A 20781-nucleotide genomic window follows, 5' to 3' on the forward strand; every position below is an offset into this window, starting at 1 on the left:
GAAAGGCGACCCGGTCGGGCCACCGGAGGCCGGTCCCGGTCAGCCGCCCCACGGCGAGTTGTCCCGAACCACGTCCATCGCCGTCCGTTCGCGTTGGCCGCCACAGCGCGCCACGACGTCGGCGAAGTAGTCGAGTCGCGACGCCAGTTCCGCCCGGTCGTAGGCTGGCACGTCCAGCCGGGACGCCGCCACGGTCGCCTCGACCACGGCGTAGTACCCCCGGTTCGTCGTCGGGACCGTCTCGCGCTCGACGGCGGTCTCGGCCGGGTGGAGCGCCCACTCGACCCACTGCGTGTCGCCGTCCTCGCCCGCGTCGAGCCGCTCGACGGTGACGCGCGCCCACGCGTCGGCGCTCGGGAGGACCGGATCGGCCTCCTCGCGGACGGTCATCGCGGCCTCGGCGAAGGTCACGGGATCGGTCGTGAACTGGACGTACCCCTCGCCGCGCTCCCGGAAGTTCCGCCAGGTCCGGGTGCGGCCCCAGGTGCGGGCAGTGACGGGGTCGTCGTCCGCGCCGTCGCCGTCGGGCGCGTGCAGACCCAGCGCGGCGACGTTCCAGCGGTCGTTCGGGCCGAGCGTCGTGACGACTGACTCGGTGACACCACGGAGGTCCACGGGCCAGTCCTCAGACATCGAGGTCCACCTCCGGGTCGCGCTCGTACCAGCGCCGCAGCGCACCGCCGAGGGCCCCGAACAGCGTCGCCGGCACCGCGTACGTGACGGCGATGCCCATGAGCCCGAGCAGGAGGAATGTCGGAGGCGCGTCGGCCTGCAGGAAGAGCGCGCCCTGGGCCAGCGTCGTCCCGACGAAGACGGCCCTGAAGCCGGTGTCGGCGCTCCGGCGGAGCGACCCGCCGTCGATCCAGCCCGCCACCACGGCACCCGGATACAATCCGAGCGCGCCCGGGCGCAACACGGTCGAGAGCGTCGCCGATCGTTCGATCCCCGTGAGCAGTGCGATGGCCGCGTACCCTATGACCGCCACCGTGACGCCGGCACCGATCGCCAGCGCTCCGCTCTCCGCGCGGATCGGGAGGCGACCGCCGTCGGCGTCCTCTGACTGGCCGGGGCTCCCCGGTGGGTCGGGCCACTCCCGCTCGCCGTCGTCGTCGCTCATATCTCCAGCCCCCGTTCGAGCGCGACGAACAGCGCGGCGGCGGTCAGGTCGGCGGTCGTCCCGGGGTTGATCCCCTCGGCGACGAACTCGTTGGCCAGTGCCCACGGATCCGCGTTCCCGGCGAGCGCGGCGGCCGCCCGCTCGGTCGCCTGCTCGGCCGTCTCGCGGTCGTGCTGGGTGACGACGAACGTGTCGGGTTCCTCGGCCAGCAGTTCCAGGAACACCTGTGACGTTCGATCCGGGACCGGTCCGTCGAGGTCGAGCAGTCGGTCGGCCGCGTCGAACGAGCGCGCGAACTCGCCGGTCCACTCGCGGGCGATGCCGTCGATTTCGGTGGACTCGACCATCACGTCCTGCAGCGTCACGCCCCGGTCTTCGAGGTCGGGAACGGCGTCGGCACCGCGGCGCACGTCCAGCGCGTCCGTGCCCTCGGGCGGGTCTTCGACGGCCACGTCCACGTGTTCGAAGGCCCGGTAGAAGTCGGCGGCGTCCGCGACCGTCGTCGCGGCCGCCAGGTCGCCGGCTCGCTCGCCGGTGAGGTCGCCCTCCGAAGCCGCTCTGACCAGCGGCACGAGCACGAGCAACGCACCGAACTGCGTGTTACCGGCCCGCTGCTGGCTCATTCCCGCGACGGCGCGCTCGAAGGCTCGACCCAGCCGGTCGCCGTCGGCGGCCAGTTCGAGGCCGGGCCGTGCGCCGACGCCGCCGGCCAGGAAGTGCTCGAACCGCAGGTCGTCGTAGTCGTGGGCGCGGTCGACGTTGCCGGGTTTGGGCGTCCCCGTCACCTCCAGCAGGAGCGCGAGCTGGGCGTCGTCGACGACGGTGCGTTCGGGCGGCGGTTCGACGTGCGTCCCGGGTCCGTCGCGGTCGCTCGGAGCGTCGTTCACGGCTCGACCCCCTCGGCGAACCACGCCGTCGTGGCGTCGCGGACGCGTTCGAGGACGGCCGGCTCGACGCTCGGACGACCGACGCTCACCGCGTCCGCGCCGTACCGCAGGTACTCCCGGACGCTCGCCTCGTCCCGGACCTCGTTGTTGGCGATCACGAAGAGATCCGTCGCCGCCGCAACGTCGCCGACGACGGACTCGGAATCCATCGCGTCGACGTGGACGGCGTCGGCCCCCGCGGATTCGAGACGCTCGGCCAGCGACGGAAGATCGACTCCCCGGACCTCGGTCCGGAGCTTGACACTCACCGTCGCGCCGGTCTCGGCCGCCGTTTCGACCTGTTCACACAGCCGACCTGTATCCCGGAGCAGCGTCTCGCCGGCACCCGCCGCGCACATCTCGTCCTGTCGGCAGTGAGCGTTGATCTCGACGAAGGCGTCCCGGTCGCGACAGACGACGGCGACCGCCCGGAGCGGTTCGAGGTCGGTGGTGCGGACGTTGAACCCCGCCCGGATCGGCACGTCGTCCAGCCCTGCCAGTTGCGCGTCGACGAACGCGACGGGATCGGCGGGGAGGAACTCGGATCGGTCGCGGGCGACGAGTTCGCGGGCGGCCTCGCGGGTGGGTTCGTCCAGCGCGATCCCCCCGAGGACGGCCGCGCCGGCGTACTCGCTGGCGGCACGAGCCCAGTCGGCGTCGGCCTCGCCGCTGAGGCTCGCCAGCGCGACGCGTGGCCGGAAATCGAGCGGGTCGCTCGTCACGACACCACCTCCAGCGCCTCCGCACAGGCCTGAGCAACGCGCTCGGCGTCGGCCTCGGTGTCCAGTCGCGTGTCGGTCCGGACGACCGGTCGGTCGAGGTCGGTGCCGTCCTCGTCGTCGAGGACGAACGCGTCCGCGAAGTCGTAGGCCGCGGCGACGCCGGCCGTCGCGGGCTCGTACCCATCGGCGGCCAGCAGTTTCGCGGCCGGCCCGGAGAAGACCCGATCCTCGACGAACGGCGAGACGGCGACGACCGGTGTCTCCCACAGTGCGGCTTCGATACCCTCGACGGCGCGCATCGGCCCGATGCTGGTGACGGGGTTCGAAGGGCCGACGACGACCGGGTCCTCGAGGGCGGTCAGCACGGCGTCGGTCGCGGTGGCGTCCGCACCGCCGCGAAACTCGACGGACTCGACGGCCGGTTCGCCCTCCCGACCCACCCAGAACTCCTGGAAGTGCATCGGCCCGTCGGGGGTGTGGACGATGCTCGCCACGGGGTCGTCGCTCATCGGCAGGACCGTCCAGGGGGTGTCGAAGGCGTCGGCGAGCGTTCGCGTGACCGCGGTGAGCGAGTGACCCTCGTCCAGCATGCTCGTCCGCGTCAGGTGGACGGCGCGGTCGCGGTCGCCGATAAACATGAACTCCGCGACGCCGGAGAACCGCCGCCAGCGGGCGATCTCCCGGCCGGCGGTCTGACGCTCGTCGGAGAGGTATCGGGGGCCGTCGTCGAGGCCCGCAGCGTCGGCCAGTCGGTGGAGTTCGTCGTCCGTCACTGTGGAGTCGTCGGCGATGCCCCACCACGTATCGAGGTCGAGTTCGTCGCCGCCGAGAAAGAGGACGGTGTCCACGTCGGGACAGACCAGGTGCCCGCCGAGTTCCACGTCGTCGCCGGTGTTACAGACGACGGTCGCCTCGGCCGGCGGGAAGACGTCGTCCGCGCCCCGGAGGAGTTTCGGCGTGCCCGTGCCTCCGGAGAGAAACGTGACCATACCGGTGGTCGGGAAGCGGCGCGGTAAATCCTTTCGCCAGGGGCAACCGCGCCCACCGGCGGCCCTAGCCGGCAGTGGCCCGTTCGGCCTCGGCCGTCCAGGACGGTTCGGTGACCGTCGTCGAACCGACCCCGCTGTACTGCAGTGCGACGGTGAATCGGAGCCTATTGCCGAACCGGTTCGTCCCGACCACGTCGTACCGGAACGCCTGGAGCCGACCGCCGTCGGTGACCCAGAGTTCGGCCGAGACGGCGGAGAGGTTACCCGGATCGAGGGCGGTCAATCCGTGTTCGTCGACGTCGAGCCGGTCCAGCCCGCTGGCTTCGTACACGTGGACCGTCGGCCCGCCCGTCTCCCGGGTGCCGTTGTAGCTGTACTCCAGCCCTTCGAGGTACCGGCCGATGGGCGGGTAGGCGTACGGGTTCGATCCGTTGCGGTCGCGCACCTGCCGGTCGTAGGCTGTCCGGTCACCGAGTCGCTGTCGCAGGAGTGCGGTCCCGTTCGGCCCGACGTAGATGTCCGCGGGCTGGTTCGTCGTCGTGTTCTCCGTGGCGCGGTAGACGCCCGTCTCGCGGTTCACGGCGGCCGTCACGTTCCGGTACTGGAGGAGCGCCCCCGACGACGCGGCGCGGACGGTCGAAGACTGTCGGAACCGGAAGGTTCCCGCGTCGTCGATGGCCCCCCGGTGTCGCTCGGTCACCGCACTCCCGGTCAACGGCGCGTCGTAGGGCCCGCCAGCGGTCGCGTTCGGCGACCCTGCGGGCGACTGCGTCGGCGTTCCGGTTCCACCGGGCGTCCCACACCCCGCCAGGGCGACCACGGCGAGAAGCGAACAGAGCGCGACTGCGTACCGGTTCATGTCCGCCCCCACGCCGCCTCCCGTCTTCAAAGGGGCGGCTTCGGCCGGACGGAAGCGCAGACAGGCGTGGGAAGTAAAGTGCCGGCGGTTCCAACCCCGGCACAATGGAGATCAAGGACAGTGTACACGACCACATCGAGGTACGTGGGGTCGCCAGGGACCTGCTCGACACGCCGCCGGTCCAGCGACTCCGGCACGTCCGCCAGCTCGGTACCGTCACGCTGGTCTATCCCTCCGCCAACCACACCCGCTTCGAGCACAGCCTGGGCGTCTACCACCTCGCCGACGAAGCGCTTGCCCACCTCAACGTCGAGGGCCAGCAGGCCGAACGCGTGCGTGCCGCCGCCCTCCTCCACGACGTGGGTCACGCGCCCTTCAGCCACAACGTCGAGTCGGTCGTCCACCGCCACACCGGGAAGTGGCACGACGACGTCCACGAACTGCTGGACTCCGGGGCGGTCGCGCAAGTGTTGGCCGATCACGGCCTGAACCCCGACGCCGTCGCGGACCTCGTAGCCGGCGACGGCAAGCTCGGCCAGCTCGTCTCGGGCGAACTCGACGTGGACCGGATGGACTACCTCGTCCGGGACGCCCACCACACCGGCGTCCCCTACGGCACCATCGACCACGAGCGACTGGTCCGGGAACTCGCCTTCGTCGACGGCGAACTCGTCCTCGCGGCGGGCAACGTCCAGACCGCCGAGAGCCTGCTGGTCGCCCGGGCGCTGATGACGCCGACCGTCTACGGCCACCACACCGCGCGGATCTCCAAATCGATGCTCCGCCGGGGGGCCGAGCGCCTGCTGGAGGCCACCGACACCACCGCCGAGACGATGCGCCGGATGGACGACCACGACCTGCTCGTCGGTCTCCGCCAGTGCGAGGCGACCGCCGAGACCGCCCGCCGACTCACCGAGCGGGACCTGCTGAAACGGGCCGTCTGGGCGGAGATGGGCGACGTGCCCGAAGAGTTGCTCGACCGCGACCACGCGGGGATGGTCGAGGCCGAACGCGAAATCGCCGCCGACGCGGAGGTCGACCCGGCCGACGTGATCCTCGACGTGCCGGGCCGCCCGGAGATCAAGGAATCGACGAGTCGGGTGATGGTCAACGGGGAGGTCCGACCGCTGGGCGACCAGTCCACGCTGGTCGGCGCGCTCCGGGCCGTCCAGCGGGACCAGTGGCGACTGGGCGTCTACGCGCCCGAGGACGTGACCCAACGGGTGGGCCACGCCGCCAGTCGCGTCCTCGGCCTCGACATCGACGGCTCACTGGTCAGCGACGCACGTCCCGGCGTCCACACCACGCTCGACGACTTCCAGGAGGGCCGGGAATGAGCGACCGGCGCGTGATCGAAGGGCGAATCCTTCACGGAACGGCGTTCGAACCGGTCGAGGGCCGGGTGATCGTCGCGGACGGGCAGATCGCGGGCATCGAAGAGGAACCCGTCGACACCGACGACATCGTCGTCCCAGCATTCGTCAACGCTCACACGCACATCGGCGACTCCATCGCCAAAGACGCCGGCGAGGGGCTGGGCCTGGACGAACTCGTCGCGCCGCCCGACGGCCTGAAACACCGACTGCTCCGCGAAGCGACCTACGAAGAGACCGTCGCGGCGATGGAGCGCTCGCTCTCTTTTATGCAGTCGAGCGGCACTGCGGCCTGCATCGAATTCCGCGAGGGCGGTGTCGAGGGCGTCCGCGCGATGGCCGAGGCCGCCGAGGGACTGGCCATCGAGTCGGTCACGCTCGGCCGCGACGAGATCGCGGTCATAGAAGCGGGCGACGGGTTCGGTGCGAGCGGGGCCCGCGACGGCGAGTTCGGTCGCGAACGGACCGCCACCCGGAAGGCGGACAAACTGTTCGGCATCCACGCCGGCGAGCGCGACCCCGACGACGTCAACGGCGCGCTCGACCTCGATCCGGACTTTCTCGTCCACATGGTCCACACCGACCCGATCCACCTGGATCGGGTCGCGGACAGGGGCGTGCCCGTCGTCGTCTGCCCGCGCTCGAATCTCGTGACCGGCGCCGGGACGCCGGACATCGCCCAACTGGCCGAACACACGACGGTCGCGCTCGGAACGGACAACGTGATGCTCAACAGCCCCTCGATGTTCCGGGAGATGGAGTTCGCCGCGAAACTCTCCGACGTATCGGCCCGTTACGTCCTCAAGATGGCGACCCACCACGGGGCCGACATCGCGGGGTTGAACTGCGGCGTCATCGAGGAGGATCGGGACGCCAGGCTGTTCGTCCTCGACGGCGACTCGGACAACCTCACCGGCTACAAGAACCCCGTCCGCGCCGTCGTCCGCCGCGCCGGCGTCGGCGACGTCCGCGAGGTCCTCCTCGAAACCGCGGACTGACGGGTGACCCCGTTCGGTTCCCAGTTACAGTTATGCCGGCCGCCGTCGAAGTTTGGTAACAGATAACAATGTACAATCGAGTCCTCCTGCCGACGGACGGATCGGCCGAGATGGAGCCGGTCGTCGAGCACGCGGCGGCGCTGGCCGAGAGAGACGACGCGCTGATCCACGCGCTGTACGTCGTCGACGCGGCCAGTTTCTCCACTCTGCCAATGGAGACCAGTTGGGAGGGAATCTCGGAGTTGCTGTACGAGGAAGGGACGGCCGCACTGAACGAAGTCGAGCGGGTCGTCGGTGACCGCGCGCCGGTCCAGCGGGTCGTCGTCGAGGGCAAACCGAGCACGACCATCGTGGAACACGCCGCCGACGACGACTGCGACCTGATCGTGATGGGCACACACGGCCGTGGTGGCATCGACCGCCTGCTCCTGGGGAGCGTCGCCGAACGGGTCGTGCGTCGCTCGCCGGTCCCGGTGATGACGGTCCGCGTCGAGGAACCGGCCGTCGTCGACCGCGAACCCGAGGTGAAAGCCTAGACCGCCCGGAGGTGTTCGCAGTCCCCGGCGCTGACGCGAACGGTCCCGTCGTCCGTCTCGACCACGAGCGTCCCAGGAAACTCGACGCCGACCGCCTCGCCGACGACCTCACCACCGGGTGTATCGACCCGGACCCGACGGCCCAGCGTGTCCGCGAGGTCCCGCCAGGCCGGGACCACCGCGTTCAGATCCGAGCGTAACTCGTGGAACACCTCCAGCACGCGCTGGGTGAACACCCGTCGATTCACGTCCCCGTTCTCCTCGCGGATGCTGGTCGCGCCGTCGACGAGTTCGGCGGCGTCGACGTTGGCGTTGATGCCGGTGCCGACCACCAACCAGGACACTCGATCCGCCTCGCCCTCCATCTCCGTGAGGATGCCCGTAAGTTTCCGCTGTCTTCCGTCGCCGTCGGCCACCAGTACGTCGTTGGGCCACTTGATCGTGGCGTCGACACCCGCCTCGCGGGCCGCCCGGGCCGTCGCCACCGCGGCGGCGAGCGTGAACGCGGGCGCGTCGGCCGGCGGTACCGTCGGCCGGAGGAGGATCGACAGCCAGATCCCGCCCGATGGTGACGCCCACTCGCGGTCGAGGCGGCCACGACCCCCGGTCTGCTCGTCGGCCAGCACGACCACGTCCTCGCGTCCGTCGGCCGCGAGTTCCCGGGCACGGTCGTTGGTACTCGGAATCGTGTCGTGATACTCCACCTCGAAGGGCGCATCGAGCCCGAACTCGACTGATTCGCCCCCGAACTCGGGCGTCGAGACGAGTTCGTAGCCGTCGTCGCCGCCGTCGATGGCAAAGCCCGCCTCCCGGAGCGCCTCGATGTGTTTCCAGACCGCGGCGCGTGACACGTCGAGTCGGTCGGCGAGTGCCGGCCCCGCTACTGGCCCGTCCGCGATGGCGTCGAGAACGCGGTGACGCGTGTCCTGCATACCCCCGTGTTCGCCCGCCGGGGCCGTAAGTTCGCCGCTACGCGCGAGTTTTTTATTCCACTCTTTCGGCATCGAATATATGCGATACTTCGAGGACATCGAGGTCGGCGAGTCGAAGACGCTCGGAACTGAGACGCTGAGCCAGGACGAGATCATCGACTTCGCCAGCGAGTGGGACCCACAGGACTACCACACTGACCCCGAGGCCGCCAAGGAGTCGGTCCACGGCGGCATCATCGCCAGCGGCTCGCACACCGTCGCGGTCGCCATCCGGGAGTGGGTCGAAGAGGACCTCAACGACGTGAAGAACATGGGCGCACGCGAGATACGGAGTTTGACGTGGGAACGGGCCATCCGCCCCGGCGAAGAACTCGAGTTCAGAGTCGAGGTACTGGACAAGGAACCGGACGAGTACAACCCCACTCACGGGTTCGTCGAGTACGAACTCTCCGTCCACGTCGACGGCGAGGAAGTCATCTCGATGATCAGCGAGCAGGTGATCGGAACCCGGGAGGTGTGGGGGTAGCGGACTGACCGACGACGCGCCGGACTTTTGCTCACTGGCTCCGAACGGCGGGTATGCGGTACTTCGACGATCTCACGGTCGGGGAGACGGGCACGTTCGGCGAAGCGACGCTGAGCGAAGCAGAGATTCTGTCGTTCGCCGAGCAGTGGGACCCACAGCGGTTCCACGTCGATCCGGACGCCGCGGCCGAGTCCGTCCACGGCGGACTCATTGCCAGCGGCCTCCACACCATCGGGGTCGCCATGCGCCACTGGGTCGACGAGTGGCTGTCGAACGTGGCGAACCTGGGTGCACGCTACATCCGGCGCGTCGAGTTCCACGACCCGGTCCGGCCGGGCGACACGCTCGTCGTCCGGGGTGAACTGCTCGAAAAGACGACTCCCGACCACACCGACGCGCACGGCTACGCCGACTACGAACTCGCGGCCCACGTCGGCGGCGACCCCGCGATGACGATGGTGACCGATCTGGTCGTCCAGCGGCGGGGCGGCTGAGGGCGGTCCCGATCAGTCGATGACGACCAGCAGGTCGCCCATGTCGACGCTCTCGCCCTCGGCGATGGCGACCTGTTCGACGGTGCCGCCCGCGGGCGCGACGATGTCGTTTTCCATCTTCATCGCTTCCAGCACGCAGATCACGTCGCCGGAGGCCACCTCGTCGCCCTCGCCGACGTCGACCTCGAGGATGGTGCCCTGCATCTCGGCGGTGACCTGCTGGCCCTCGGCCGCGGCGGCCTGACCACCGCCGCCACCGCCTCCGCCGCCGCCGGAGCCGCCCGAGGGACGCTGGGGCTGGTTCCCCCCGCCGCCGTTGCCGGCGCTGGTCGGGATCGGCGGCGCGCCGCGCTCTTCGAGGTTGACGCTGAACCGCTTGCCGTTGACCTCCACGGTGAACTCCCGTTCGACGACGTCCTCGTCCTCGTCGCCGCCGGAGTCACCGTCCGAGCCCCACTGCTCCTGGGCCTCGTCGATGCGCTCGGGGTCGAGTTCCTCGTCGAGGTACTTGGTGTGGTGTTTCCCGTCCACGAACGCGTCGTCGGTGAGCATCAGCCGGTGGAACGGGATGATGGTGGGGATGCCCTCGATGTCGTACTCGGCGAGGGCGCGCTTCGAGCGCTCGATACACTCCTGGCGGTCCGACCCGTAGACGATCAGCTTCGCGATCATCGAGTCGTAGTCGGTCACGAGGTCGTCACCCTGCCGGAGCGCGTCGTCCATCCGGACGCCGATGCCGCCCGGCGGGTCGTACACGTCGAGTTCGCCGCCGGTCGCCGGCGCGAAGTCCTCGGCGGCGTTCTCGGCGTTGATCCGGAACTCCATGGCGTGCCCGTCGATCTCCACGTCGTCCTGTGCGAAGCCGATCTCCTCGCCGGCCGCGACCCGGAGCTGCCACTTCACGATGTCGATGCCCGTGATCTCCTCGGTGACGGTGTGTTCGACCTGAATCCGGGTGTTCACTTCCAGGAAGTAGAAGTTCGCGTCCGCGCCCAGCACCTCGTCGGGGTCCCGATCCGGGTCCTCCTCGACGAGGAACTCGACGGTGCCGGCGTTGTAGTAGTCGGCGGCGTCGACGCCCCGGCGGGCGGCCTCGCCGATCTCCTCCCGCAGTTCGTCGTCGAGAGCGGGACTGGGGCCCTCCTCGATGACCTTCTGGTGCCGGCGCTGGAGCGAACAGTCACGTTCCCCCAGATGGCGGACGTTGCCGTGGTGGTCGGCGACGATCTGCACCTCGATGTGGCGCGGGTCTTCGAGGTAGCGCTCCAGAAAGACCGAGTCGTTGTCGAAGTAGGCCTCCCCCTCGCGTTTGGCGCTCTCGAGTTGCTCTTCGATCTCGCTTTCCTCGCGGACGATCTTCATCCCGCGGCCGCCACCGCCACCCTCGGCCTTGATCGCGATGGGGTAGCCGTGTTCCTCGGCGAACTCCCGGACCGCCTCGGGTTCCTCGATTGGGTCGGTGCCGGGCACGATGGGCACGTCGGCCTCGCTCATGACGTTGCGGGCCTTGGTCTTCTCGCCCAGTCGCTCCATGGCGTCGCCCGCGGGGCCGACCCAGGTGACGCCCTCGGTGGCTTCGACCTTGCGGGCGAACTCGGCGTTCTCCGCGAGGAAGCCGTAGCCAGGGTGGATCGCGTCGGCGTCGGCCTTCCGTGCGGCCTCGATGATCGCGTCGTGGTCGAGGTAGGAGTCGGCCGCGCGGGCCGGGCCCACGTTGTACGCCTCGTCCGCGTACCGGACGTGTCCCGAGTGCTTGTCCGCTTCACTGTAGACGGCGATCGTGTCTATACCCAGTTCCTCACAGGCGCGCATCACCCGGACCGCGATCTCTCCCCGGTTCGCGACGAGCACCGTATCGAACATACCCTCTGTACCGGGAGTCATCTTATAAAAGTATGCGCACGCGGCAAGGGAAAACCGGCTCCGGTCGGCCGGTATAAACCACCCAACATGCGAACCCAAAATTCGTTTGCCGGGGCGGGCGGACCCTACCGATATGGAACACGTTACCGTCGAAGAGTTGGACACCTTCCCGCACCCGCTCGACGCGACCGACGGCGCGCGGGCGCTGGCCGACGCGCTGGGCACCACCGACGTGGCGATGAACCACTACACGCTGGCCCCCGGCGAGGCTCCCGACGGCGGCTACCACACACACCTCGATCAGGAGGAGATCTTCTACGTGCTGGAGGGGACCGTAACGTTCGACACCGAGGCCGGGTCACGGGAGGTCGCCGCCGGTGAAGTCATCCGCTTCGCCCCCGGCGACTACCACCACGGCGAGAACGAGACCGACGAGCAGGCCGTCGTGCTGGCCATCGGCGCGCCCGGCAAGCGCCACGACTGGGACCAGCTCCGCGTGCCGGTCCCCTGCCCGAACTGTGCGGACGTGGACGCGATGGGCGTCGACATCGCGGCCGGCGACCAGGGCGGGCTTCGGTGTCCCGAGTGCGACGAGACGATGCGCGTCTAGGCGTTGGTACAGCCGGCGTTTGAGCTACCGGCCGCCTTTTCCGCCACGGACCGAAAGAAACGGTCGTGTCCGATTCATCACCCATCCCGCCGGCACAGTCGGTGTCGACCTACGTCGAAGAAGGTGCACGCATCGCCGCGATCTTGCTGGTCTGGGGGATCATCGCCCTGTTTTTCGCGTTCGGTCTGACCGAGATCGGCGTCTTCGGCCGCGTCTTCTGGGTGCTCGGCGGCGTCTTTGCACTCGCGGGCCTGCTCAACGCCGTCGCGTACGTCCTGTTCCGCACCGTCGATTACTGGCACGCCCGGGCCTGACTCACATCCGATCCGTCCGGCCCGCGGCGGCCCAGGGATCTTTCGGGGCATCGGTCGGCACGCGAACCGAGCGCCGCCGTTTGCGCGCCACTTTGCTGGCGAACTCCCACTTGTCGTCGTCCCAGTTGGGGCCGTCGTCGCCGTCGGCCGCGACCGCAGCGGCGAGTTCCTGATCGCGCATGTGCGCGCCGATGGCGGCGGCGACGGCCGCGGCTTCGTCGGCGTCGGCGTCGTCGGTCAGTGCGGCCTCCACGGCCGCGAGCAGCGCCGCCTCGCCGGCATGTGCCGGGTCGTTCTCGTCGGCCATCTCAGAGCGGGATGTTGCCATGTTTGCGGTCGGGGGTGTCCTTGCGTTTCCCGCGGATCATCTCCAGGTCGGTGATGAGCCGGGCGCGCGTATCCTGCGGTTCCAGTACGTCGTCGACGAAGCCGCGTTCGGCCGCTGTGTAGGGGTTGGCGAAGGCGTCGCGGTACTCGTCGATGAGTTCCTGCCGGCGGGCCTCGACGTCCTCGGCACTTTCCAGTTCGTCGTCGTAGAGGACGTTCACCGCACCCTTCGGCCCCATCACGGCGATCTCGGCGGTCGGCCAGGCGTAGTTCATGTCCGCCTCGATGTGCTTCGAGGCCATCACGTCGTAGGCACCGCCGTAGGCCTTCCGGGTGATCACCGTCAACAGCGGCACCGTCGCCTCGGAGTAGGCGTAGAGCAGTTTCGCGCCGTGTTTGATGATCCCGTCGTGTTCCTGGTCCGTGCCGGGCATGAACCCTGGCACGTCCACGAACGTGAGTATGGGGATATTAAAGGCGTCACAGAACCGGACGAAGCGTGCGCCCTTGACCGAAGCGTCGATGTCCAGCGTCCCCGCGTTGACGTGGGGGTTGTTGCCGACGATGCCCACGGCATGGCCGTCCATCCGGGCGAAGCCGATGGTGAGGTTCCGCGCGAACATCTCGGCCACCTCGAAGAACGATCCCTCGTCGACGATCCGGTCCACCACGTTCCGCATGTCGTAGGGCTTCTGGGGCTGGTCCGGGACGATATCCATCAGGTCGTCCGGCTCCCGTTCCGGGTCGTCCCAGGGCTCGACGCGGGGCGGGTCCTCGACGTTGTTCTGCGGGAGAAAAGAGAGCAGGTAGGCGATGTCGTCTAGCGCCGCCTCTTCTGCCTGGGCGGTGAAGTGGGAGACGCCCGATTCCGTGGCGTGGGTCTGTGCGCCGCCGAGTTCCTCGAAGCCGACTTCCTCACCGGTGACCGTCTCGATCACGTCCGGGCCGGTGATGAACATGTGGCTGGTGTCCTGGACCATCATGATGAAGTCCGTGATAGCTGGGGAGTAGACTGCCCCGCCAGCACAGGGGCCCATGATCGCCGAAATCTGGGGGACGACGCCGGAGGCGAGCTGGTTGCGGTGGAAGATGTCGGCGTAGCCGGCCAGCGAGTCGATGCCTTCCTGGATGCGGGCACCGGCCGAGTCGTTGAGGCCGATGATCGGACAGCCGGTCTCGATGGCCTTGTCCATGATCTTGCAGACTTTCTGGGCGAACGCTTCGCCCAGCGAGCCACCCATGACGGTGAAGTCGTGGGCGAAAACGAAGAGCTTCCGCCCGTCGACCTCGCCGTAGCCGGTGACGACGCCGTCGCCGGGCATCTCCCGCTCGTCCATGTCGAAGTTCGTCGAACGGTGTTCGCGGAGGGTGTCGACCTCGTTGAACGTGCCGTCATCGAGGAAGTACTCGATGCGCTCGCGGGCGGTCATCTTCCCGCGGTCGTGCTGGGCCTCGATGCGGTCTTCCCCACCGCCGAGTTCGGCCTCGCGCTTTCGCTCGCGGAGTTCCTCGACGCGGTCTTCTATCGTCATCGCGTATCACGTCCCCGTACGTCCATCTTGGCACTGAACACGAAGCGGGGTGAAAAATGTTTTCCGGAGTAGGAAGGCGCGAACGAAGTGAGCGCCTGAAAAAACGAACGGCGAGCGCTAGCGGACCGCGAGCAGGCAGACTACATCGACCGGCCGAGCAGGTGTGCTCGGTCGTCGGCGAACCCGTCCGTCACGCGGCCGATGACGAACCCGACCGTCCCGAGGAGGCTGCCGGCGGTCGCCGACACCGAAACGAGTGCGACCACGATGGCGAGGTCGGGAAGCCCCGATAGCGGGAGCGCGACCGACCTGCTGACGACGAGCGCGAAGAGGAACACGGTCGAGCCGTACACCGGATACGCCGGGCCAACGTCGAGGTAACCACAGATCGCGGGTCCCAGGAGGGCGATCTCGGCCGCCAGGAGGGTCGTCGCCTCGCCACTGGCGACGAGGGGGCCCGGCGGAAACCCGTCGAAAACGGTCACTACCGCCAGGATCGACAGGACGTAGAGGTAACAGGTCCCCAGTGTGCGTTGCCGTACCAGCCGCCGTCGGCACTGCTTCCAGTCGAGCATAACACCGGTGCGTGGGTCGATAATGTTGCACTGTAAAAATTATCGTTCGTTCAATCAGTAGGTGACGACTACGGGCAGGGAGTGTGGTGGATCGGCAACGCTTAGGCGGACGGCCCCCCTCGGCCGAGCCATGACAGCGAACTCGCAGGCCGCACAGTTCCGGGCGGTGCTCGATAGCGATGGGATCGTCGCGCTGCCGGGCGTCCACGACGCGCTCTCGGCACGGCTGGCCGAGCGGGCCGGCTTCGAGGCTGTCTTCACGTCTGGGTTCGGAATCGCGGCCTCGACGCTCGGCCTCCCGGATCTCGGACTGCTGTCGATGGCCGAGAACGTCGAGCGGATCGACCGGATCGCCGGGAGCGTCGACGTGCCGCTGGTGGCGGACGCGGACACGGGCTACGGCTCGGCGGTGAACGTCCGGCGGACGGTCGGGGAGTGTCTCGACGCCGGCGTCGCGGGAGTCATCCTCGAGGATCAGGAGTGGCCCAAACGCTGTGGCCACATGGACGAGAAACGCGTCGTGCCGGCCGCGGAGGGCGTACAGCGGATCCGCGCCGCCGCGGACCTGCGGGCGGAGCGCGACGACGACCTCGTGATCGTCGGCCGCACGGACGCTCGCGCGGTCCACGGGCTGGACGAGGCAGTCGAACGCGGCCGCGCCTACGCCGACGCGGGGGCCGACGTGGTGTTCGTGGAGGCCCCCGAATCGCGGGCGGAACTGGAACGCATCGCCGCCGAGATAGGCGCGCCGACGTTCGCCAACGTGGTCGACGGCGGGAAGACGCCCGAGTTGTCCGCGGCCGAACTCGACGAGATTGGGTTCGACATCGCCGTCTACCCGCTGTCGGCGTTGTTCGCGGCGACGGAAGCGATGCGGGATGCCTACGAGACCCTGACCGAGAGGGGCACGACGGAGTCCATCGACGGCGTCTCCTTCGAGGACTTCGAGGACGTGGTCGACGCCGACAGCTACCGGGAGATCGAGCGTCGGTACGCGACAGACGAGTGACGCTTCCGGGGGACGGCGAAAGCCAGTGCCCGATCACGTTCCCAGGATCCGAGAATCCGGACGTTAGATTAAGTCGACTGCAGCCGAATTTTTTCGTGTATGTACGACACCGTACTCCTGCCGACGGATGGAAGCGAGGTCGCCGCCGGGGCGGTCGATCACGCCATCGACGCGGCCACGCGCCACGACGCGACGGTGCACGTCCTCTACGTGGTCGACGAGAGCGTCGCCAACGCAGCGCCCGGGCTGGCGATGGGTGAGATCAACGAGAAACTCGAAGACGAGGGGGAACGAGCCATCGCGCAACTCGAAGAGGGGATCAACGAGGCCGGCCTCGACACCGAGACGGCGATCCGGGTCGGAGCGCCCGACGACGAGATCCTCAAGTACGTGGACGAAGTCGGTGCCGACCTCGTGACGATGGGCACTACGGGCAAGCGGATCGTAGAGCGCGAACGGGTCGGCAGCGTCACGGACGCGCTCGTCAGGAAGGCGAACGTTCCCGTACTGGCGGTGCCGCGGACCTGACGCGGCGCGCGCGGCGTCGCTCGATCCGACCTACTGCTTTTCTCGCGCTAGGTCGAGCGACCAGAAGAAGCCGAAGTAGGCTACGATGCCGGCGAGCATGAACATGTAGTACGCCCACTGCGGGCCGTCGACGAAGGTGAAGAACACCTCGACCAGCGTCACCCACACGAGCGCGAACAGCAGGTCCGAGACCATGCCGGAGCGGTGTTCGCGGACGTGGTTCCGGATGCTATCGACGATACTCACGGTCGGTCACCTCGGATCGGCCGCACGTGTAGATGTGTCATACTCGACGGAGAGGGGGCGTGTGGCTATTCGGTTTGTGCTTCGTCGTCCTCGTCGCTGTGGGCGTCGACCACGAGGACGGGGAGGCGGGTCCGGCGCAGGACTTTCTCGGTGACGCTCCCGAGGATGACACGTGAGAGTCCCGACCTGCCGTGCGAACCCATGACGACGAGGTCGATGTCGCTGTCCTCGACGAACTTCCGGATGGCGCGTGCGGGCTCACCGACCCGGATGTGTTCCTCGACCGCGAGTCCGTGTTCGGCGGCGGCGTCGGCGACGTAGGCCGTGGCCGCTTCGGCCGCTTCCTTGACTTCGGGCATCTCGTCGAGGTTACCCTGTCGGATCCGGTCGACCTGTTCGGTGCCCAGCGAGTAGCTGGTGGCGTCGACGTCCACGACGTAGAGAACGTGAACCGTCGCACCGTACTTCGAGGCGACGTCGATCGCCTGGTCGACCGCGTACCGTGCCGTCTCGCTCCCGTCAGTGGGGATGAGGATGTTGTCGTACATGGCTCTAGTCGTCCGCGGGGGTCTGACCCCCGTCGGTACCCACGACGTCTTCGGCGGTCTGTTGCTGGCCCATCGGCTTCGGGCTGTGACACTGCCGGACCATCTTCTTGGTCTTCGCCGGCGGCTCCGTCGTCGCCAGCGAGACGACGATGGTGACGATGAACACCAGCGGCGTGCCGGGCAGGGCCGCACCGATCGCGGGCACGAACTCGCCGTAGACCTCACTGAACGGCACGATGAGGTCGTTGACGACGGCGAGGATCCAGATCGTCAGGCCGGTCGTCATCCCGGCGAGTGCGCCCTGTCGGTTCGTGTTCTCCCACCAGAGACCGAGGAAGAACATCGGGAAGAGCACGAGCGCCGCGAGCGAGAACGCGAGCGCGACGAGTTCGCCGATCAGCGCCGGCGGATCGAGTGCGGTCAGCGTCACGAGCGCACCCATCGCGACGATGGTCGCCCGGCCGAGCAGGATCTGCTGACGCTGGGTCGCGTCGGGGTTGATCAGTTCGGTGTAGATGTCGTGGGCGACCGCAGAGGAGGCCGTGATGAAGAGTCCGGCCGTCGTCGCGATTGCCGCGGCCATCGCACCGGCCGCGACGAAGCCGACCAGCCACTGCGGGAGGTTGGCGAACTGCGCGGCGAGCACGACGATCACGTCACCTTCCGCGCCGGACATCCCGCCGGCCTCTGCGCCGGCGAAGACGGCGTCGGGCGAGATGTTGTTGACGGCGCTGAACAGGTCGACACCGAGGGCGGCCATCGCGGGGGCCGACCAGTACAGGAGCATGATGAAGAACAGTCCCGAGACGGTCGACCAGCGGGCGGTCCGCTCGTTCTGGACGGTGTAGAACCGCACCAGGACGTGCGGGAGTCCACAGGTCCCGAAGACCAGCGAGAACGCCGTCGCGACCCACACGTAGAACGGCGCGTTGACGAACGGCTCCGAGAACTGGGTCGACAGGTCACTGATCAAGGCACCGTACTGGATCTGTGGCAGGATCATCCCCTGGTGGAACCAGCCGACCGCGAAGACGCCCACGAGGAACGCGACGATGAGGATGACGTACTGGACGGCCATCCCCTTGGTCGCACCCAGCATGCCGGAGAGCGCGAGGTAGCCGACCGTGATCGCCATCATCACGATGACCATCGGCACGAAGTCCAGCCCGAACACGTACTGACCGACCAGGCCCATGCCGCTGGCCTGCCCGACCGAGTAGACGTACGCGATCAGCAGCGTCGTGAACGCCGCGATGGCGCGGGCGGTCGAGGAGTTGAACCGGTCCCCGACGAAGTCGGGCGCGGTGTACTTCCCGAACCGGCGCATCTGCGCGGCCAGGAAGATGAGCAGGACGAAATAGCCCGTCGTCCAGCCGACGACGAACGCCAGTCCGTAGAACCCGGACAGCGCGATCAGCCCTGCCAGGCCGAGATACGACGCGGCCGACATCCAGTTGGCGGCGATGGCCATGCCGTTCTCGACGTAGCCGATCCCGCGGCCCGCGACCCACATGCCCTCGGTGTCGGCGACCTTGAACAGGTAGCCGATGGCCAGGAACGAGGCCATCATCAGGAAGACGATGGCCGCCCCGAGAGGCTTGAACGAGATGTTGAGTGCGTCCGCCTGCAAAGGGACGATCATTCGTCCACACCTCCGTCGGTCGCCGCTGCGTCCTCGGGTCCGCTGGGCGTTTCCGCCCGCGACGAGGTGTTGATACCGTACTTCTCGTCGAGTTTGTCACGCCGGTGGGCGTAGATCGCCGCCAGGATCAGCGAACTGGTCGGTGCGAAAAAGCCCACCATGAAGTAGTGGAGCGGAAAGCCCAGGATCGACAGCGACGTCATCGTCTCCGGTGCGAGGAATGTCGCTGTAACTGGACCCCACGTGGCGAGGATCCAGGCGATGAAACTCCCCCAGACCAGTTTCAGATGGTCCCGCATGAACCTCGTGCTGGGTCTGAGCAGGTTGACCTCGCTGTCGAGGTAATCGGTTTGCCGGTGGTCCTCCGCGGCTTTCGTTATCGTCCCGCCATCAGTTTCGGCTACCGGAGCCGCGTCCCCGGTCGCCGTACCGTCCGTCGAATCGTGCGTGTCTTTGTCTGTCATATTTCGGTCGTGTGATGGTGTCGTCGGTGGTTCGTGTCGTGCGAGAGTCAGGTTGGCTGAATCGTGTCGTGGTGTCGCGTGCGTGAGATGGGTGGGGCGCGGTCCTCAGTCGCCGCCGACTTTCTTCTCGATATCGCGGACGACCTCGGGATTACGTAGTGTGCTCGTGTTCCCGAGTTCGTCCCCGTTGGCGATGTCTTCCAGCAGGCGTCGCATGATCTTGCCCGACCGAGTCTTGGGGAGTTCGGGCGAGAAGATGACCGCCTCGGGCCGCGCGATGGGTCCGATGGCGTCCTCGACGCCCTCGACGATGCGCGCGCGCAGGTCGTCGTCACCCTCGTAGCCGTCCTCGGTGATGACGTAGGCGTAGACCGCTTCGCCTTTGATTTCGTGGTCGCCGCCGACGACCGCGGCCTCGGCGACGCCTTCGACGCCGACGATGGCACTCTCCAGTTCCATCGTCCCGAGCCGGTGGCCGGAGACGTTGATCACGTCGTCGACCCGGCCCAGCACGGTGATGTAGCCGTCGTCGTCGATCTTCGCGCCGTCCTCGGGGAAGTAGACCCACTCGTCGGCGTCGGAGTCCGAGTACTCCTGCCAGTACTCGCTGATGAACCGGTCGTCGTTGCGGTACAACGTCCGCAACATCCCGGGCCAGGGCTGGTCGACGGTGAGGTAGCCGGCCTCGCCGGGCTGGACGTCGTCGCCGTTCATGTCGACGACGTTCGCGCTGATCCCGGGCAGCGGCGGCCCCGCGGAACCGGGTTTCATCTCGCCGACGCCCGGCAGCGTCGTGATCATCATCCCGCCGGTCTCGGTCTGCCACCAGGTGTCGACCACCGGGCAGGACTCGTCGCCGATGTGTTTGTAGTACCACTTCCACGCGCGGGGGTTGATCGGTTCCCCGACGGTCCCCAGCAGGCGGAGGCTCGACAGGTCGTGGCGCTCGGGGTACTCCTCGCCCCACTTCATGAACGCCCGGATCGCGGTCGGGGCCGTGTAGAGCTGGGTCACGTCGTAGTCGTCGACGATCTCCCAGAGCCGGTCTTTCTCGGGGTAGTCCGGCGTCCCCTCGTACATCACCGTCGAGGTGCCCAGCGCGAGCGGCCCGTAGACGATGTAACTGTGGCCCGTGATCCAGCCGATGTCGGCCGAACACCAGTAGGTGTCCTCGGGCTCGATGTCGAGGACGGCGTGAGACGTCCACGAGACGTAGGACAGGTAGCCCCCGGTGGTGTGTTTCACACCCTTGGGCTTGCCCGTGGTTCCCGACGTGTACATCAGAAACAGCATGTCCTCGGCGTCGCGGGTGACTGGGTCGACCTCTGCGCCCGCGTGGTCGTCGATCAGGTCGTCGTAGTCGTGCTGGCCGTCGTCGAGATCGTGGTCGAGTTCGTCGTCCAGCCGGTCGACGACGACCGTCTCGACCCCGTGGTCGACGTCGCCGAGCCCCTCGTCGGCCTTGTCCTTGTGGTTCAGCGGATCGCCCCGGCGGTAGTAGCCGTCACAGGTGACGAGATACTCGGAGTCCGCGGAGTTCATCCGGGTGGCGAGCGCGTCCGCGGAGAAGCCCGCGAACACGACCGAGTGGGGTGCGCCGATCCGGGCACACGCCAGCATCGCCACCGGCAGTTCCGGGATCATCGGCATG

At 68.2% G+C, this 20781-nt stretch carries 25 protein-coding genes; 9 read left to right on the forward strand and 16 right to left on the reverse strand.

Annotated elements, in window-relative coordinates:
• Positions 1 to 39: 39 nt before the first annotated feature.
• The 6 genes from EAF64_RS00620 to EAF64_RS00645 form a co-directional block, all read right to left on the reverse strand.
• Positions 40 to 633 carry a DUF447 domain-containing protein gene (locus EAF64_RS00620; RefSeq protein WP_129067049.1) on the reverse strand — a complete coding sequence of 198 codons (594 nt, stop codon included), beginning with the start codon at positions 631 to 633 and terminating at the stop codon, positions 40 to 42.
• A complete protein-coding gene (locus EAF64_RS00625; RefSeq protein ID WP_129067050.1) occupies positions 626 to 1117 on the reverse strand; it encodes a hypothetical protein in 492 nt (163 codons plus the stop codon). Before EAF64_RS00625 ends, EAF64_RS00620 begins: the two co-directional genes overlap by 8 nt.
• Positions 1114 to 2004, reverse strand: a complete 891-nt coding sequence (locus tag EAF64_RS00630) for a triphosphoribosyl-dephospho-CoA synthase (protein WP_129067051.1) — start codon at positions 2002 to 2004, stop codon at positions 1114 to 1116. Before EAF64_RS00630 ends, EAF64_RS00625 begins: the two co-directional genes overlap by 4 nt.
• Entirely contained in the window at positions 2001 to 2765 is a 765-nt protein-coding gene (locus EAF64_RS00635; RefSeq protein ID WP_129067052.1) for a tRNA-dihydrouridine synthase, read from the reverse strand. Before EAF64_RS00635 ends, EAF64_RS00630 begins: the two co-directional genes overlap by 4 nt.
• Positions 2762 to 3754: a 2-phospho-L-lactate transferase gene (cofD, locus tag EAF64_RS00640; RefSeq protein ID WP_129067053.1), complete on the reverse strand. Its 993-nt coding sequence runs from the start codon at positions 3752 to 3754 to the stop codon at positions 2762 to 2764. The genes EAF64_RS00635 and cofD overlap by 4 nt, the downstream gene beginning before the upstream one ends.
• A 64-nt stretch (positions 3755 to 3818) precedes the next feature.
• Entirely contained in the window at positions 3819 to 4613 is a 795-nt protein-coding gene (locus tag EAF64_RS00645; RefSeq protein ID WP_129067054.1) for a DUF7537 family lipoprotein, read from the reverse strand.
• 104 nt (positions 4614 to 4717) lie between these two features.
• Between EAF64_RS00645 and EAF64_RS00650 the strand changes: the two genes are divergently transcribed.
• From EAF64_RS00650 to EAF64_RS00660, 3 genes are all read left to right on the forward strand, one after another.
• The gene (locus tag EAF64_RS00650; protein ID WP_129067055.1) at positions 4718 to 5950 is read left to right on the forward strand and encodes an HD domain-containing protein; all 1233 of its coding nucleotides are present in this window, start codon (positions 4718 to 4720) and stop codon (positions 5948 to 5950) included.
• Positions 5947 to 6984, forward strand: coding sequence for an amidohydrolase family protein (locus EAF64_RS00655; RefSeq protein ID WP_193767524.1), 1038 nt, complete (start codon positions 5947 to 5949; stop codon positions 6982 to 6984). The genes EAF64_RS00650 and EAF64_RS00655 overlap by 4 nt, the downstream gene beginning before the upstream one ends.
• Positions 6985 to 7052: 68 nt before the next feature.
• Positions 7053 to 7520 (forward strand): universal stress protein, encoded by a 468-nt coding sequence (locus EAF64_RS00660; protein ID WP_129067056.1) that lies wholly within the window; start codon positions 7053 to 7055, stop codon positions 7518 to 7520.
• Here the strand turns inward: EAF64_RS00660 and EAF64_RS00665 are convergent.
• The gene (locus tag EAF64_RS00665) at positions 7517 to 8452 is read right to left on the reverse strand and encodes a biotin--[acetyl-CoA-carboxylase] ligase (RefSeq protein WP_129067057.1); all 936 of its coding nucleotides are present in this window, start codon (positions 8450 to 8452) and stop codon (positions 7517 to 7519) included. The genes EAF64_RS00660 and EAF64_RS00665 overlap by 4 nt on opposite strands.
• Positions 8453 to 8531: 79 nt before the next feature.
• Between EAF64_RS00665 and EAF64_RS00670 the strand changes: the two genes are divergently transcribed.
• Entirely contained in the window at positions 8532 to 8978 is a 447-nt protein-coding gene (locus EAF64_RS00670; protein WP_129067058.1) for a MaoC/PaaZ C-terminal domain-containing protein, read from the forward strand.
• A 53-nt stretch (positions 8979 to 9031) separates the two neighbouring features.
• On the forward strand, positions 9032 to 9472 hold the full coding sequence (locus tag EAF64_RS00675; protein WP_129067059.1) for a MaoC/PaaZ C-terminal domain-containing protein: 441 nt from the start codon (positions 9032 to 9034) through the stop codon (positions 9470 to 9472).
• Between the two features lie 12 nt (positions 9473 to 9484).
• On the opposite strand, the gene EAF64_RS00680 is transcribed toward EAF64_RS00675, so the two are convergent.
• The gene (locus EAF64_RS00680) at positions 9485 to 11335 is read right to left on the reverse strand and encodes an acetyl-CoA carboxylase biotin carboxylase subunit (protein WP_129067060.1); all 1851 of its coding nucleotides are present in this window, start codon (positions 11333 to 11335) and stop codon (positions 9485 to 9487) included.
• A 133-nt stretch (positions 11336 to 11468) separates the two neighbouring features.
• Between EAF64_RS00680 and EAF64_RS00685 the strand changes: the two genes are divergently transcribed.
• Together EAF64_RS00685 and EAF64_RS00690 are read left to right on the forward strand one after the other, a co-directional pair.
• Entirely contained in the window at positions 11469 to 11945 is a 477-nt protein-coding gene (locus tag EAF64_RS00685; RefSeq protein WP_129067061.1) for a cupin domain-containing protein, read from the forward strand.
• Positions 11946 to 12010: 65 nt separating this feature from the next.
• Entirely contained in the window at positions 12011 to 12259 is a 249-nt protein-coding gene (locus EAF64_RS00690) for a hypothetical protein (protein WP_129067062.1), read from the forward strand.
• Position 12260: 1 nt separating this feature from the next.
• Here EAF64_RS00690 and EAF64_RS00695 read toward each other — a convergent pair whose 3' ends face one another.
• The 3 genes from EAF64_RS00695 to EAF64_RS00705 form a co-directional block, all read right to left on the reverse strand.
• The gene (locus EAF64_RS00695; RefSeq protein ID WP_394345742.1) at positions 12261 to 12587 is read right to left on the reverse strand and encodes an acc operon protein; all 327 of its coding nucleotides are present in this window, start codon (positions 12585 to 12587) and stop codon (positions 12261 to 12263) included.
• On the reverse strand, positions 12568 to 14118 hold the full coding sequence (locus tag EAF64_RS00700) for an acyl-CoA carboxylase subunit beta (RefSeq protein ID WP_129067063.1): 1551 nt from the start codon (positions 14116 to 14118) through the stop codon (positions 12568 to 12570). The genes EAF64_RS00695 and EAF64_RS00700 overlap by 20 nt, the downstream gene beginning before the upstream one ends.
• 140 nt (positions 14119 to 14258) lie before the next feature.
• Positions 14259 to 14693 (reverse strand): hypothetical protein, encoded by a 435-nt coding sequence (locus EAF64_RS00705; RefSeq protein ID WP_129067064.1) that lies wholly within the window; start codon positions 14691 to 14693, stop codon positions 14259 to 14261.
• A 130-nt stretch (positions 14694 to 14823) separates the two neighbouring features.
• Here EAF64_RS00705 and EAF64_RS00710 point away from each other — a divergent pair, with 130 nt between their 5' ends.
• Both EAF64_RS00710 and EAF64_RS00715 read left to right on the forward strand, forming a co-directional pair.
• The gene (locus EAF64_RS00710; RefSeq protein ID WP_129067065.1) at positions 14824 to 15702 is read left to right on the forward strand and encodes an isocitrate lyase/PEP mutase family protein; all 879 of its coding nucleotides are present in this window, start codon (positions 14824 to 14826) and stop codon (positions 15700 to 15702) included.
• 99 nt (positions 15703 to 15801) lie between these two features.
• Positions 15802 to 16230 carry a universal stress protein gene (locus EAF64_RS00715; RefSeq protein ID WP_129067066.1) on the forward strand — a complete coding sequence of 143 codons (429 nt, stop codon included), beginning with the start codon at positions 15802 to 15804 and terminating at the stop codon, positions 16228 to 16230.
• Between the two features lie 30 nt (positions 16231 to 16260).
• Here the strand turns inward: EAF64_RS00715 and EAF64_RS00720 are convergent, their stop codons facing one another.
• From EAF64_RS00720 to acs, 5 genes are all read right to left on the reverse strand, one after another.
• Entirely contained in the window at positions 16261 to 16476 is a 216-nt protein-coding gene (locus EAF64_RS00720) for a hypothetical protein (protein ID WP_129067067.1), read from the reverse strand.
• A 65-nt stretch (positions 16477 to 16541) separates the two neighbouring features.
• On the reverse strand, positions 16542 to 17024 hold the full coding sequence (locus tag EAF64_RS00725; protein WP_129067068.1) for a universal stress protein: 483 nt from the start codon (positions 17022 to 17024) through the stop codon (positions 16542 to 16544).
• Between the two features lie 4 nt (positions 17025 to 17028).
• On the reverse strand, positions 17029 to 18666 hold the full coding sequence (locus EAF64_RS00730; RefSeq protein ID WP_129067069.1) for a VC_2705 family sodium/solute symporter: 1638 nt from the start codon (positions 18664 to 18666) through the stop codon (positions 17029 to 17031).
• A complete protein-coding gene (locus EAF64_RS00735) occupies positions 18663 to 19130 on the reverse strand; it encodes a DUF4212 domain-containing protein (RefSeq protein WP_129067070.1) in 468 nt (155 codons plus the stop codon). Before EAF64_RS00735 ends, EAF64_RS00730 begins: the two co-directional genes overlap by 4 nt.
• A gap of 105 nt (positions 19131 to 19235) precedes the next feature.
• The coding region (acs, locus tag EAF64_RS00740) for an acetate--CoA ligase (RefSeq protein ID WP_129067071.1) at positions 19236 to 20781 on the reverse strand (1546 nt) is incomplete at its 5' end.

The organism is Halorientalis pallida, from assembly GCF_004118325.1.
Classification (GTDB): Archaea; Halobacteriota; Halobacteria; order Halobacteriales; family Haloarculaceae; genus Halorientalis; species Halorientalis pallida.

Excerpts from the sequence above, each read along its gene's own strand:
- EAF64_RS00620 (WP_129067049.1), bottom strand. The coding sequence starts at position 633 with ATGTCTGAGGACTGGCCCGTGGACCTCCGTGGTGTCACCGAGTCAGTC.
- EAF64_RS00655 (WP_193767524.1), top strand. The coding sequence starts at position 5,947 with ATGAGCGACCGGCGCGTGATCGAAGGGCGAATCCTTCACGGAACGGCG.
- EAF64_RS00730 (WP_129067069.1), bottom strand. The coding sequence starts at position 18,666 with ATGATCGTCCCTTTGCAGGCGGACGCACTCAACATCTCGTTCAAGCCT.
- EAF64_RS00710 (WP_129067065.1), top strand. The coding sequence starts at position 14,824 with ATGACAGCGAACTCGCAGGCCGCACAGTTCCGGGCGGTGCTCGATAGC.
- EAF64_RS00705 (WP_129067064.1), bottom strand. The coding sequence starts at position 14,693 with ATGCTCGACTGGAAGCAGTGCCGACGGCGGCTGGTACGGCAACGCACA.
- EAF64_RS00715 (WP_129067066.1), top strand. The coding sequence starts at position 15,802 with ATGTACGACACCGTACTCCTGCCGACGGATGGAAGCGAGGTCGCCGCC.
- EAF64_RS00670 (WP_129067058.1), top strand. The coding sequence starts at position 8,532 with ATGCGATACTTCGAGGACATCGAGGTCGGCGAGTCGAAGACGCTCGGA.
- EAF64_RS00650 (WP_129067055.1), top strand. The coding sequence starts at position 4,718 with ATGGAGATCAAGGACAGTGTACACGACCACATCGAGGTACGTGGGGTC.
- EAF64_RS00625 (WP_129067050.1), bottom strand. The coding sequence starts at position 1,117 with ATGAGCGACGACGACGGCGAGCGGGAGTGGCCCGACCCACCGGGGAGC.
- EAF64_RS00680 (WP_129067060.1), bottom strand. The coding sequence starts at position 11,335 with ATGTTCGATACGGTGCTCGTCGCGAACCGGGGAGAGATCGCGGTCCGG.
- EAF64_RS00660 (WP_129067056.1), top strand. The coding sequence starts at position 7,053 with ATGTACAATCGAGTCCTCCTGCCGACGGACGGATCGGCCGAGATGGAG.
- cofD (WP_129067053.1), bottom strand. The coding sequence starts at position 3,754 with ATGGTCACGTTTCTCTCCGGAGGCACGGGCACGCCGAAACTCCTCCGG.
- EAF64_RS00725 (WP_129067068.1), bottom strand. The coding sequence starts at position 17,024 with ATGTACGACAACATCCTCATCCCCACTGACGGGAGCGAGACGGCACGG.
- EAF64_RS00675 (WP_129067059.1), top strand. The coding sequence starts at position 9,032 with ATGCGGTACTTCGACGATCTCACGGTCGGGGAGACGGGCACGTTCGGC.
- EAF64_RS00695 (WP_394345742.1), bottom strand. The coding sequence starts at position 12,587 with ATGGCAACATCCCGCTCTGAGATGGCCGACGAGAACGACCCGGCACAT.
- EAF64_RS00665 (WP_129067057.1), bottom strand. The coding sequence starts at position 8,452 with ATGCAGGACACGCGTCACCGCGTTCTCGACGCCATCGCGGACGGGCCA.
- EAF64_RS00645 (WP_129067054.1), bottom strand. The coding sequence starts at position 4,613 with ATGAACCGGTACGCAGTCGCGCTCTGTTCGCTTCTCGCCGTGGTCGCC.
- EAF64_RS00685 (WP_129067061.1), top strand. The coding sequence starts at position 11,469 with ATGGAACACGTTACCGTCGAAGAGTTGGACACCTTCCCGCACCCGCTC.
- EAF64_RS00700 (WP_129067063.1), bottom strand. The coding sequence starts at position 14,118 with ATGACGATAGAAGACCGCGTCGAGGAACTCCGCGAGCGAAAGCGCGAG.
- EAF64_RS00735 (WP_129067070.1), bottom strand. The coding sequence starts at position 19,130 with ATGACAGACAAAGACACGCACGATTCGACGGACGGTACGGCGACCGGG.